The sequence below is a fragment of the Kitasatospora sp. NPDC101108 genome (genome assembly GCF_055584725.1).
On the sequence record NZ_JBVJLM010000011.1, the window covers coordinates 184170 to 196086 of the forward strand.

At 72.3% G+C, this 11917-nt stretch carries 12 protein-coding genes; 6 read left to right on the forward strand and 6 right to left on the reverse strand.

What is annotated here, in order from left to right:
- The first annotated feature begins 78 nt into the window (after window positions 1–78).
- From ACZ6Z8_RS24070 to ACZ6Z8_RS24090, 5 genes are all read left to right on the forward strand, one after another.
- Entirely contained in the window at window positions 79–621 is a 543-nt protein-coding gene (locus ACZ6Z8_RS24070; protein WP_465612133.1) for a hypothetical protein, read from the forward strand.
- A gap of 4 nt (window positions 622–625) precedes the next feature.
- The gene (locus ACZ6Z8_RS24075) at window positions 626–1615 is read left to right on the forward strand and encodes a hypothetical protein (RefSeq protein WP_465612134.1); all 990 of its coding nucleotides are present in this window, start codon (window positions 626–628) and stop codon (window positions 1613–1615) included.
- Window positions 1602–2798 carry a cytochrome P450 gene (locus ACZ6Z8_RS24080; RefSeq protein ID WP_465612135.1) on the forward strand — a complete coding sequence of 399 codons (1197 nt, stop codon included), beginning with the start codon at window positions 1602–1604 and terminating at the stop codon, window positions 2796–2798. The genes ACZ6Z8_RS24075 and ACZ6Z8_RS24080 overlap by 14 nt, the downstream gene beginning before the upstream one ends.
- Before the next feature lie 54 nt (window positions 2799–2852).
- Window positions 2853–3743, forward strand: coding sequence for a hypothetical protein (locus tag ACZ6Z8_RS24085; protein WP_465612136.1), 891 nt, complete (start codon window positions 2853–2855; stop codon window positions 3741–3743).
- Window positions 3744–3839: 96 nt separating this feature from the next.
- Window positions 3840–4871, forward strand: coding sequence for an asparagine synthetase A (locus ACZ6Z8_RS24090; protein WP_465612137.1), 1032 nt, complete (start codon window positions 3840–3842; stop codon window positions 4869–4871).
- A gap of 98 nt (window positions 4872–4969) precedes the next feature.
- Here ACZ6Z8_RS24090 and ACZ6Z8_RS24095 read toward each other — a convergent pair whose 3' ends face one another.
- The 5 genes from ACZ6Z8_RS24095 to ACZ6Z8_RS24115 form a co-directional block, all read right to left on the reverse strand.
- A complete protein-coding gene (locus ACZ6Z8_RS24095; RefSeq protein WP_465612138.1) occupies window positions 4970–6610 on the reverse strand; it encodes an AMP-binding protein in 1641 nt (546 codons plus the stop codon).
- Window positions 6611–6757: 147 nt separating this feature from the next.
- Window positions 6758–6997: a chaplin gene (locus tag ACZ6Z8_RS24100; RefSeq protein WP_402816527.1), complete on the reverse strand. Its 240-nt coding sequence runs from the start codon at window positions 6995–6997 to the stop codon at window positions 6758–6760.
- A 92-nt stretch (window positions 6998–7089) separates the two neighbouring features.
- Window positions 7090–7407, reverse strand: coding sequence for a hypothetical protein (locus ACZ6Z8_RS24105; protein WP_465612139.1), 318 nt, complete (start codon window positions 7405–7407; stop codon window positions 7090–7092).
- Window positions 7404–9992, reverse strand: a complete 2589-nt coding sequence (locus ACZ6Z8_RS24110; RefSeq protein ID WP_465612140.1) for an Hsp70 family protein — start codon at window positions 9990–9992, stop codon at window positions 7404–7406. The genes ACZ6Z8_RS24105 and ACZ6Z8_RS24110 overlap by 4 nt, the downstream gene beginning before the upstream one ends.
- Window positions 9993–10033: 41 nt before the next feature.
- Window positions 10034–10789, reverse strand: coding sequence for a nucleotide exchange factor GrpE (locus ACZ6Z8_RS24115; protein WP_465612141.1), 756 nt, complete (start codon window positions 10787–10789; stop codon window positions 10034–10036).
- 41 nt (window positions 10790–10830) lie between these two features.
- Between ACZ6Z8_RS24115 and ACZ6Z8_RS24120 the strand changes: the two genes are divergently transcribed.
- Window positions 10831–11421 (forward strand): RNA-guided endonuclease TnpB family protein, encoded by a 591-nt coding sequence (locus tag ACZ6Z8_RS24120; RefSeq protein ID WP_465612142.1) that lies wholly within the window; start codon window positions 10831–10833, stop codon window positions 11419–11421.
- Between the two features lie 32 nt (window positions 11422–11453).
- On the opposite strand, the gene ACZ6Z8_RS24125 is transcribed toward ACZ6Z8_RS24120, so the two are convergent.
- Complete coding sequence (locus tag ACZ6Z8_RS24125; protein ID WP_465612143.1) at window positions 11454–11879, reverse strand: hypothetical protein; 426 nt, start codon at window positions 11877–11879, stop codon at window positions 11454–11456.
- Window positions 11880–11917: the final 38 nt, after the last annotated feature.

Here is an 11917-nt window from a genome sequence, read left to right on the forward strand (position 1 = left end):
CCGGAACGACCCCTGATGGCCGGCCGGGGGGTGCGGCGCCCGCCGCACGCCCCGGCCCGCCGGGCTGGAGACCACGCCATGCAGCACACCGTCCGTTCGCGGGCCGTACTCCTGGGAGCGGCCGCCTATCTCGGCGTCCAGTTCTGGCACACCTTCCGGAACCGGAACTCCTGGCCGTTCTGCGCGTACAACATGTTCACCTACGAACTCCCGGAGCGCTGGCAGCAGTTCAGGGTCGTCCTGCACGACTCCGCGGGCGGCGTCACCGGACCCGTCGACCCGTGGCCGCTGCTCCCGGTGGAGTTCTTCCGGGTCGTCGCGATCATGAACCGGATGTTCTTCGTCAACGAGGACGACGGACTGCGCACCCGGTTCTGCGCCCGCACCCTCGACCTGCTCAACCGCACGTCCTGGGCGGACTTCGACGAGGTGCGGGCCTCCTTCCGGGCCCCGGCGGGGGCGGAGTTCACCGCCCTCGACGTCTACCTGGTGGAGGTCGACCGGGACTGCGACGCGGTCGACCGCAGCTCGGTGCGCTCGGCCCAGCTGATCCACCGTCACGATCCCACCGGCGCCGCCGCCGGGACCACCCTCCACTGGCCGTACGAGACGAGCAGGTAGCCCCATGAACCTCCCCGGAACAGCCGGCGGACCGCGCGCGGCATGCGCCGTGGGCCGACGGCTGCACGAGATCTACGTCCGCCAGGACCACGCGCTGGACCGGCTGCCGCTGGTCCGCCTCACCACCGGCGCCGCCGTGGTCCGTACGGTGTGGCACCTCCCGCCCGGCCGGTTCCTCGCCGACTACACCCGGCTGGCGGACGAGGCCGGGGAGGAGCCGGTCGAGGGCCGGCCGATGGACCCGCGGGCGTACGAGGCGCTGCGCGCCGTCGCGGCGGTGTCCGCCGGGGCCTGGGCGCTCGGTGCCGGGCACCCGGCCGTCCGGGTCGCGGCGAACGTCTCCTTCGGCCTGTTGCAGCGTCAGGTGGTGCGGCTCGACCGGACCCTGTGGAGCTACAACAGCCACCTGAACGTCTTCCTCGGGCTGCTGTCCCTGGTGGACGACGTCGAGCGCGACGGGGACCGGGACGCCGCGGCCGGGTACGCCACCGCCGTGGTGGCCGCCCTGCAGTCCTACTACGCGGCCATGTACCTCCAGTCGGGCCTGGCCAAGGTGGTCACCGTCGGCTGGAAGTGGACCCGCGGCTCGACGCTGCGCGGCGCCTGGGCGGAGCTCGGCACCCCGCTCGGCAAGCGGCTGTCAGCGGTGGAGCCCAGCCCGGCGCGGGCCGCCTCGACCCTGGCGCTGGTCTACGAACTCGCCTTCGCCCCGCTGATGCTGGTGGCTTGGCGGCACCGGCGGCTGCTGGGACTGTCCTCCGCCGCCTTCCACGGCGCCGTGAAGGCGACCATGGACATCTCCTTCTGGCACCTGTCCTGGTACTCCGTCCCGCTGTTCGCCGCCCCGGACCGGGCGGCCGCCGCCTGCTCCCGGGTCCTGACGGCCGGCCGCCGCAACCGGTGGGCCGGTGCGGGCCTCGCGGTGGCGGGTGCCACCGCGGGTGCCGCTCCACTGATCGCGTCCTGGCTGAAGGGTAGGCGTGCGCGTGTTTGACCCGGAGATCCTGCTGACGCAGGAGACGGCGTTCGACCCGTACCCGGTGTTCGCCCGGATGCGGGCGCTGGACCCGGTGCACTGGAACGAACCGACGAACTCCTGGTACGTCACCACCTACGACGACGTCGCACGGCTGCTGCGGGAGGAGAGCCTCTCCGCCTGCCCGGGCGACTACACCGGGCCGCAGCGCGAGGAGGACCGCCCTGAGGTCGAGGAGGCCATGGCCTTCTTCAACTCCTGGATGGTCTTCAGCGACCCGCCGCACCAGACCCGGCTGCGGGAGACGGTCGCCCCCGCCTTCCCGCGCCGCAGCGCCGAGGCCTGGGCGGGCCACGTCCGCCGGACGGCGCGGGAGTTGCTCGAAGCCGTCGGCGAGGGGGAGACCGACCTCTTCGACGCCTTCGCCGCCCCGCTGGCCGTCCGCCTCACCTGCGCGGTGCTCGGGGTGCCGGAGGAGGACGTCCGGCTGGTCCGGGACTGGTCGACCCGGCTGATCGGCTTCCTCAGCACCCCCACGGCGGACCCGGTGCGGGCCAGGACCGCCCTGCGGGCCCGGGACGACCTGCGGGACTACCTCCGGGGCACCGTCATCCCCCGGCTGCGCGCCACCGACGACGACCGGCTGATCCCCCTGCGCGGGATCGCCGAGCTGGACCCCGAGGACGCGCTCGCCCTGTTCACCCAGCTCCTGACCGGGGGGATCGACCCGGTGGCCAGCGCCCTGGCCACGACCGCCGACGTCCTGGTGCGCCGGGACCCGGCGGCCCGGGCGCAGGCGCTCGCCCGTCCGGAGGCGCTGGAGGCGGTGGTGGAGGAGGCGCTGCGGTACGACGCGCCGTTCCACTTCGTCCCGCGGACCACCACCGTGCCGCTGAAGGTCGGCGGCCGCACGGTGCCGGCCGGGCGGCGCCTGGTCCTGGTGATCGCCTCGGCCAACCGGGACGAGGCCGTCTACGAGGACCCGGACACGTTCCGCCCGGGCCGCGGTGGGCCGCGCCACCTGTCCTTCGGCCTGGGACGGCACTACTGCCTGGGCGCGCTGCTGTCACGGGTCGTCCTCCGGGAGGGCGTGCTGGCCCTCCTGGAACGCCTGGACGGCACCGGGGTGCGTCCCCTGGGCTCCGTACGAACCCCGGCCTTCGGCGTCACCACCTGGCAGCGGCTCATGGTCGCGGTCTGAGTCGCGGTCTGAGTCGCCGTCCGAACCACCGCCACCCGGTCCCGGGAGAGAGCCATGCCAATCGTGACGACCATCGTGGGGCAGGGCCTCGCGGCCCACCGGGCCTGGGCCTCGCTGCGGCGCTGCGAATCCTTCGAGCTCTACCGGGAGACGGGCCCCCGCGGCGTCCCGGGCGCCGACAAAGCTGCGACCGAGACCTGGCGGGACCTGCTCGCGACCCCGGAGATCGACCTGTTCGTCCTCGCCGTGCCCCCCGCCGACCGGGTCACCCTCGGGCAGGCCGCCCGGGGCGCCGGGAAAGCCGTCCTGCTGGAGGAGGGGCTGCCGCTCTCCGCGGCCGAGATCGACCAACTCGCCGAGGACGACGGCGAGGGCGCGGCCCCCGTCGGCATGGTGCTGCCCCTGCGCGGCCTGCTGGCCGCCGGGAACGGCATCCTGGACCGGAGGTGGACGTCCGGCACCTGCGGCGGGCTGGTCCTCTCCGGATCCGCCCCGGCCCCGCGCGGGCCGGCGGACGCGGTGGACGACGGACAGCTGCCCGAGGCCCTGGTGCGGGCCGTCAGCCCGTACCTCGACCTCGCCTGCCAGCTGTTCGGCAGGCCGGTCTCCGGAAACCTCGGCGGGGCCGGGAGCGGCTCGGCCGCCGGGAGCGTCGAGTTCGAGTCCGGCGCGCGGCTCTCCCTGGCGGTCACCGTCCGCTCGGCCGTCGAGGCGGCCAGCCTGACGATCACGGACGTCGACCGGTGCGTCACCCTGCGGGGCCGCGAACTGCGGATGGAGGACACCGGCGGGGTGGTGTCCCGCGGCGTCCCGCCGCTGGAGGACCTCCGGCTCTCCTCCTACGCCGACATGGCGCCCGTGGTGGCCGGGGACCGCCCCACCGGCCGTCACTCCCCCGAGTCCACCCGGGCCCTGGCCGACTGCCTGGAGCTTCTCCGGGCCTGACCCGTGACGGGGAACGGGGCCGCCGCTCCGCATTCCCGCAAATCCGACCCGAATTCACCGTGCGTCAACCCGCGCACCGACAACTGGAGGACGTGAATGTCCGTCAACCCGACCGGGACCGTCGTCGCCCCCCGCTCCTGGGCGACCCCGGAAAAGCACTACCTGACCGTTCTCGAGAATCCCTGGTACCGCAGTCTGGCGGTCCTCCAGGACATCGTCACCCACAGCACCACGGAGTTCTGGACCAAGCGGGGTGCGCGCAACCTGCACCTCCCGGTGACCACCGGATCGATCTCCAGCCCGATGGGCCGGGGCAGCGACAGCTCGCCCGTCCAGGTCGAGCTGGAGGGCGTTCCCACCTACCTCGCCGACTCGATGCAGTTCGTCCTGGAGTTCGGCTGCCGGCTGGCCCCGGAGGGCTCCTACTACCTGATGCCGTCCTTCCGCGGTGAGGCGGCGGACGAGACCCACCTGTGCCAGTTCTTCCACAGCGAGGCGGAGATCGCGGGCGGCCTCGACGACATGATGGAGGTGGTCGAGGCCTACCTGCGGCACCTGGCCGGGGCCCTGCTCACCCACGGCCGCGAGGCCGTGACCGGGATGGCCGGGACGGTGGGGCACCTGGAGGAGCTGGCCGGCAGCGGCCCGCTGCCGCGGATCGCCTTCGAGGAGGCGTACGCGCTCCTGAAGGACCGGCCCGGCACCGTCAAGGAGCTGGAGCCCGGCTGCCGGAGCCTGACCCGCCAGGGCGAGCGCCTCCTGATGGACAAGTTCGGCGGGTACGTCTGGCTGACCCACCCCGACCACCTGAGCGTGCCCTTCTACCAGGCCTTCGACCCGCAGGACCCGACCAAGGCGCTCAGCGCCGACCTGCTGTTCGGCGTCGGCGAGACGGTCGGGGCGGGAGAGCGCCACACCGACGTCGCCGACCTGCGCCGCGCCCTCGAACTGCACGAGGTCTCCGAGGAGGCCTACGAGTGGTACGTCACCATGAACGAGCGCCACCCCATGCGGACCTCCGGCTTCGGGCTCGGCGTCGAGCGGTTCCTGCTCTGGGCGACCCGGCACGACGACATCCGGGACCTCGCCCTGCTGCTGCGCTTCAACGGCGCCGACATCCTGCCCTGATCCGGCGGCCCGCCCCACCGGGCGGGGGGCGCGGTACTGAGCGCTGGTTCACCGACGGCCCGACCCCAAGGGGGCCGGGCCGTCGGCGTTTTCGCAGGTCAGAGGCCGAGGATGCGGACGGCCATCTCCCGCATCTCGACCTTGCGGATCTTGCCGGTGACCGTCATCGGGAACTCGTCGACCACGTGCACGTAGCGCGGCACCTTGAAGTGGGCGAGCCGGCCCTCGCAGTAGGCGCGCACGGCGTCGGCGGTGAGCGGCTCGGCGCCCTCGCGCATCCGGATCCAGGCCATCAGCTCCTCGCCGTACTTCGGGTCGGGGACGCCGATCACCTGGACGTCGAGGACGTCCGGGTGGGTGTGGAGGAACTCCTCGATCTCGCGCGGGTAGAGATTCTCGCCGCCGCGGATCACCATGTCCTTGATCCGCCCGGTGATGGCGAGGTAGCCGTCCGCGTCCATCACGGCGAGGTCCCCGGTGTGCATCCAGCGGGCCGCGTCGACGGCCTCGGCGGTGCGCTCCGGCTCGCCCCAGTAGCCGAGCATGACGGAGTAGCCGCGGGTGCACAGCTCGCCGGGCTCGCCGCGCGGGACGGTGCGGCCGGTGGCCGGGTCGACGACCTTGACCTCCAGGTGCGGGCCGACCCGGCCGACCGTGGAGACCCGCCGCTCGACCGGGTCGTCGGTACGGGTCTGGGTGGAGACCGGCGAGGTCTCGGTCATGCCGTAGCAGATCGACACCTCGGCCATGCCCATCCGCTCGATGACCTCCTTCATCACCTCGGTCGGGCAGGGCGAGCCGGCCATGATGCCGGTGCGCAGGCTGCCGAGGTCGTAGCGGGGGAAGTCCGGGTCGGCGAGTTCGGCGATGAACATGGTCGGCACGCCGTACAGCGAGGTGCAGCGCTCGGCGGCGACGGCGGCCAGGGTGGCGCCGGGTTCGAAGGAGGGGGCCGGGATGACCGTGCAGGCGCCGTGCGAGGTGGCGGCGAGGTTGCCCATCACCATGCCGAAGCAGTGGTAGAAGGGCACCGGGACGCAGATCCGGTCCTGTTCGGTGTAGTTGAGCAACTCCCCGACGAAGTAGCCGTTGTTGAGGATGTTGTGGTGCGAGAGGGTGGCGCCCTTGGGGAAGCCGGTGGTGCCCGAGGTGTACTGGATGTTGATCGGGTCGTCCGGCGCCAGCTCGCCCTGGCGCTCGGCGAAGAGGGCGAGCAGGGCGGGATCCGCCGTGCGGCCGGCCGTCAGCAGGCCGTCCCAGGTGGGGCTGCCGAGCAGCACCACGCGCTCCAACCCGGCGCAGCGCGGCCGGACTTCCTCGATCATCCCGGCGTAGTCCGAGGTCTTGAAGCTCTCCGCGGCGACCAGCAGCCGGATCCCGGCCTGGTTCAGCACGTACTCCAGCTCGTGGGCGCGGTAGGCCGGGTTGACGGTGACCAGGATCGCGCCGAGCTTGGCGGTGGCGTACTGGGTGAGCGTCCACTCGGCGCAGTTGGGGGCCCAGATGCCCACCCGGTCGCCCTTGGCGATCCCGAGCCCCAGCAGGCCGAGGGCCAGCGCGTCGACGTCGGCGGCGAGTTGGGCGTAGGTCCAGCGGCGGGCGGTGGCCCGGTCGACCAGGGCGTCGCGGTCGGGGAAGGCGCGCACCGCGCGGTCCAGGTTCTCCCCGATGGTGTCGCCGAGCAGCAGGACGTCCGAGGGGCCGGAGGCGTAGCTGCGCGGGATCGGCGTGGTCGGCACGGGCTGGCTCCTGGGTGCGGCGGTGCGGCGGTGCGGGACAGGCCACCATGGTCGCGGTCCCGAACCCGCGCCGCCACCCCCGAACGGGGGTACCGACACCACGCCGGGGCCGCCCGTCGAATCCGACGGGCGGCCCCGGCGCACGGGTCAGCCGTTGATGCAGATGTTGCCGAACGCCGGGTTGAGCAGCCCGATCACGTCGATCGAGTTGCCGCAGACGTTGGCTTCGAGGTTGATCGGAATCTGGATCTGGTTGCCCGAGAGCACACCGGGCGAGTTGGCGGCGACACCGTTGGCGGTCGCGCTGCCCGCGGCGGCGGTGCCGGCACCGGCCAGGACGGTCACCGCGGCGAGCGCGGTGGCGACGAGGGTGGTGCGAATACGCATTGCGTGACTCCTTGTGAGGATGGCAAACGTCCGTGTGACGATCACACTCGCACCGATCGAACGCGACGGCAGGTCGGGAGGGGCCGGATTGGTCACTCCGGGGGCGTGTCGCCGCCCCGGCCGGCCGACGACGCCCCGGCAGGCCCGGACACGCTGAGTGATTCCAGCAGCTCCCGGGCCGGTTCCAGCCCCGGTTCGGCCTCCACCGCCCGGTGCACCAGACCGCGCGCCAGACCCCCGTCCCCGGCCGCCAGCGCCTCCAGCGCCCGGTTGTAGTCGATCCGAGCGGCGTAACGCAGCCGGAACAGCACGCTCAGGTCCTCCCGGCAGGACGGGCAGCCCAGTGACTGCCGGTCGGCCGGCACCCTGCAGAGCGGGCAGAGGACCTCGGGAAGCGGCTCGCCACTCATCGCGGACCCGCCTCCTCCGGACGGACCGGCCCGAGCGACTCGGCGGCCGGCTCGCTGCCCAGCTCCCGCTGCGCCTGCGCGTACAGGGCCAGCAGGTTCGACATGTGGGTGTTGACCGCCTCCATGTTGGGCGCCTCCACCGCGTCGTCCAGCCCGCGCAGCTCCGCCATGATCCGCTGCGCCAGGGCCGGCGAGATCATGTTCTGGCTCACGTAGACGTTGCACATGGTGAGCATCCGGAAGGTGTGCCCCAGGGAGTCGCACAGCTCGTCCGCCTTCTGGGCCGCGCGCATCGCGCCCTCCCAGTCGGCCGCCTCCCGGCGCAGCCGCAGCTCGGCGGCCACAGAGCGCAGCCGGTCGAGGTCGCTCGGGTCCAGGTGCTTCTCGCAGTAGTGGATGAACAGGCTCAGGTACGCCTCCGAACCGCGCACCCAGCGCTGGGCCTTGAGCTGGCGCTGCGCCCGCTCCAGTGCCTCGTCCACCGACTGGCCGCGGGTCTGCCCGGCCGCCAGGTCGTCCAGCGCGTCCATCAGCCGCTGGGCCTCGCGCATCTCGGCCTCGGTGAGCTCCCCGCCCCAGCGGTCGGTGAAGGTCTCGATCTGCCGCTGCTGCTCCTCGACCTGCACCTTCAGCTCCGGGTCGAGGGTGACCCGCTCCAGCTTGACGGTCTTCTCGGCGCCGCCCTGGATCCGTACGGACAGGGTGATGGTGCGGTCGCGGTCGAGGCCGAAGGAGACCTCGACCGGGGTGCGGCCGCCGAGTCCCTCCGGCAGGCGCAGGGTGAGGTGGCCGATCAGCTCGTTCTGCTGGGCGATCTCGTGCTCGCCCTCGTACACCGCGATCTCCAGCCGCTGGCGGCCGCTGCCGGAGACCACGAACTCCCGGCTGACCGGCGAACCGGTCGGGTAGCTGGTGTTCTTGGGGATGATGACGGCCAGCCGGCCGTCGTTGAGCTCGATGCCGAGGTTCTTCGGGGTGATGTCGAAGGGGTTGGTGACCTGCATCAACTCACCGCAGCCAGAGCAGACTTCACTGCCGGGCGGGTTCACCCTGGAGCAGGAGGCGCAGCGCAGGCCGACGTCCTCGGCGGCGCTGGAGGCCACCTTGGTCTGGCCGGGGGCGGCCGAGTTGAGCGCTTCGCCGCACAGTTCGCAGGCGGTGACGCCAGGGGCGGCCGGGGTGCCGCAGCGCGGGCAGTTGTCGCCGCGCACCACGGTGGTGGCCTGGGACTGCTTCGGGACGGTCGTCCCGGCCCCGGCCCCGGCTCCGGCGGCGGCCGAAGCGGCCATGTCCTGGCCGCACTTGGGGCAGTCGGACGCCTCGGCGTCCACCGGGATGTGGCAGGTCGGGCAGGAGACCCGGTCGCCGCCGAGCAGGGAGGTGGCGCAGTTGGCGCAGTTGGACGCCGAGAGGTCCCCGGGGGCCCGGCACTCGGGGCACTCCACCTCGCCGACCAGCGCGGACTGCACGGCCGCGCCGAGCGCCACGCACTGCATCGGGTTGACGCCGCGCTTGATCCGGCGGGTGCCGAACACCTCTCCGAGCCGCCGCTCGACCAGCGGGATCGAGGTCGAGCCGCCGACCAGCACCACCTCGTCGATGTCCCCGACGGTCAGGTTGGCCTGCATGATGGCCTTGTGGGTCAGCTCGATGGTCCGCTCGATCTGGGCCTCGATCAGCTCCTCGAAGCGGGCCCGCTCGAACTCCGTCTCCAGCACCAGCTGTCCGGCGCCCAGGCCGGGCAGGATGACCTCGGAGGACTGCTGGTTGGAGAGCTCGATCTTGACCGTCTCGGCGGTGGAGGCGATCTTCGGGCGGTCGCGCAGGTCCGGCTGGTAGTCGGAGCCGTACTCCTCGCGGATGTCCTCCAGCAGCGCGGTGGTGATCGCGCGGTCGAAGTCGTCGCCGCCCAGCAGGTTGTCGCCCTCGATGCCGAGCACCGAGACCGAGCCGGGCACCAGCAGCAGGATCGAGATGTCGAAGGTGCCGCCCCCGAGGTCGTACACCAGGACGGTGCGGCCCTCGTCGCCGGCCTCGCTGGCCAGCCCGTACGCGAGGGCGGCGGCGGTCGGCTCGTTGATGATCCGCAGCACGTGCAGCCCGGCCATCCGGCCCGCCTCCTGGGTGGCGGCCACCTGCCGCTCGCCGAAGTAGGCGGGGACGGTGATGACCGCCCGGTGGAAGGGCTCGCCGAGGCGTTGCTCGGCGTCCTGCTTGAGCCGGTGCAGGATGATCGCGGAGATCTCGATCGGCGTGTAGGAGCGGCCGTTGAACCAGACGTTGACGTCGCCGTCGGTGCCCGCGGTGACCTTGTAGTCGACCTCCTTGAGGGCCGCCTGCACCTGCGGGTCCTTGAACTTGCGGCCCATGAAGCGCTTGACCGAGCGGATCACGTTGGCGCCGTCGATGGCGATCCGGCTGCGCGCCGTCGAGCCCACCAGCAGCTCGCCCTTGCGGCCGCTGCCGACCACGGAGGGCGTGGCCTCCTGGTTCTGCCGGTTGAAGATGATCTCCGGCTCGCCCCGGCGCAGGTGGGCCACCACCGAGTTGGTGGTGCCCAGGTCGATGCCGAGTGTGCGGTACATGTCGTTCCCCTCTTGCCCCTCGTGGTCCTGCTACGTCCTGGCTACTTCTTGCGCTTGGCCCGCTTGGCCAGCCGGCCCGGCGCCTTGGTCTGGCGGCGGACCCGGGGCGGGACCGGCCTGGCCTGGGCCTCGACGGGCTCGGGGGCGGGCTCGGGGTCGGGGTCGGTTGCGGACTCCGGTGCGGGGTCGGTTGCCTCGCCTGCGAGGGCTTCCGGTTCCTCGGGCTTCTCGGGCTTCTCGGATTCCTGGGGTTCCCCGGACTGCTCCGGATCGATCAGCCGGCCCCTCGGATCCTCGACCGGCGGCAGGGCCGACTCCGGTGCGGCGACGACCACTTGGGCCCGGCGCAACACCTCCTGCTCCCAGAAGAACCCGGTCACCACCGTCTGCACCACCGTCTCCGGCGCCACCCCCGGCCGTACCTCGGTGCCGACGATCTCGGTCAGCGCCGGATCCGCCGCCAGACCCTCCAGCCGCATCGGCTTCACCCCGGCCTTGGCCAGCCGGCCGAGCAGCCGCCGGCGGGTGGCCTCCAGCCCGGCGCCGCGACCGTGCGCGACCAGCTCGCGGTCCAGCCCGAGCGCGGCGAGCGCGTCGTCCACCTCGACCAGCACGCCCAGCAGTTCACGCTGGGCGGCCCGGGCCTGCTGCTTCTGCTCGGCCAGTTTGTTCCCCAACAACGATGCCCGGAACAGCAGTTGGGTGAACTTGGCCTCCAGGTCGACGGACTCGACCCCCGGCGGGACCTCCAGCGGCCGGTGGCCGTCGAGTACGGATGCGGTCGGCGCGTCGGTCATCAAGCCCCCCTTTCACAAATTGACGACATATCATGTAAGACGTGACCACCACCCACGTGAAGCGGGCGTACAAGTTCCGCTTCTATCCGACCGATGCGCAGGCAGCTGAACTGTCGCGCACGTTCGGGTGCGTAAGGAAGGTCTACAACATGGCGCTTGCGGCCCGCACGGAAGCATGGACGCAGCGTCAGGAGCGAGTGAACTACAGCGCCACTTCTGCGATGCTGACGGCGTGGAAGAAGACCAACATGCTCAAGAACAAGCGCCTCGCCTGCGCCGTATCGGACGCGAGCTGGGCCGAGCTGCGGACCATGCTGGAGTACAAGGCACGCTGGTACGGCCGCAACCTGGTGACCATCGACCGGTGGTTTCCCAGCTCCAAGCTGTGCTCGGCCTGCGGAACCATCCGCGACAAGATGCCGCTGAACATTCGGGAGTGGGAGTGTGACTGCGGAGCGGTCCACGACCGGGACGTGAACGCGGCACGCAACATCCTGGCCGCCGGACTGGCGGTTGCAGCCTGTGGAGACGGTGTAAGACCTCAACGGAGCACTCCGGACGGGCGGTCGTCGGTGAAGCAGGAAGTAGTCCCACCGCGGCGCCAACGCGCAGCGGCTCAGCCGCGAGGCTGAGGGGAATCCCTCTCGCTCGCGGGAGGGGGAAGTCAATCGGGAACCTCGATCTGCGGCAGCACGGACAGGTCGGCCGCGTAGCGGGCGGGGACGGGGGGTTCGGGGTCGGCGCCGCCGGGGGCGGGCTCGGCGAAGTCGGCGGCCGCCTCGGCCCGGTGCAGGGCGAGCAGCGCCTGGGCCGGGGGCAGTCCGGGGCGTTCGATCACCAGCAGCGGTTCGGCGAGCGCGGGGGCCAGCAGGTCGGCGGCCTGGTCGACCGGTTCGGGCGGCAGCGGCTGCTGGAGGTCGACCTCCAGGCGCCGGTCCGGGTTGCGCAGCAGCGCGGCCGCGTCCTGGATCTGCTGGCGGCTGTACCGGCCCGCCTTCAGTGCCTTCCCGACCGAGAGGTTGATCTCGCGCACCCCGGCCGTGAGCGGGATGCCCAGGACCTCGTACGGCGAAGGTTCGTGCAGTGGCATGGCGGGCGGTCTCTCTCCTCACGGCTCGGGATTCAGGT

Coding starts and splice junctions, on each gene's coding strand:
- ACZ6Z8_RS24070 (WP_465612133.1), top strand. CDS start 79: ATGCAGCACACCGTCCGTTCGCGGGCCGTACTCCTGGGAGCGGCCGCC.
- ACZ6Z8_RS24075 (WP_465612134.1), top strand. CDS start 626: ATGAACCTCCCCGGAACAGCCGGCGGACCGCGCGCGGCATGCGCCGTG.
- ACZ6Z8_RS24085 (WP_465612136.1), top strand. CDS start 2,853: ATGCCAATCGTGACGACCATCGTGGGGCAGGGCCTCGCGGCCCACCGG.
- ACZ6Z8_RS24090 (WP_465612137.1), top strand. CDS start 3,840: ATGTCCGTCAACCCGACCGGGACCGTCGTCGCCCCCCGCTCCTGGGCG.
- ACZ6Z8_RS24100 (WP_402816527.1), bottom strand. CDS start 6,997: ATGCGTATTCGCACCACCCTCGTCGCCACCGCGCTCGCCGCGGTGACC.
- ACZ6Z8_RS24105 (WP_465612139.1), bottom strand. CDS start 7,407: ATGAGTGGCGAGCCGCTTCCCGAGGTCCTCTGCCCGCTCTGCAGGGTG.
- ACZ6Z8_RS24110 (WP_465612140.1), bottom strand. CDS start 9,992: ATGTACCGCACACTCGGCATCGACCTGGGCACCACCAACTCGGTGGTG.
- ACZ6Z8_RS24115 (WP_465612141.1), bottom strand. CDS start 10,789: ATGACCGACGCGCCGACCGCATCCGTACTCGACGGCCACCGGCCGCTG.
- ACZ6Z8_RS24125 (WP_465612143.1), bottom strand. CDS start 11,879: ATGCCACTGCACGAACCTTCGCCGTACGAGGTCCTGGGCATCCCGCTC.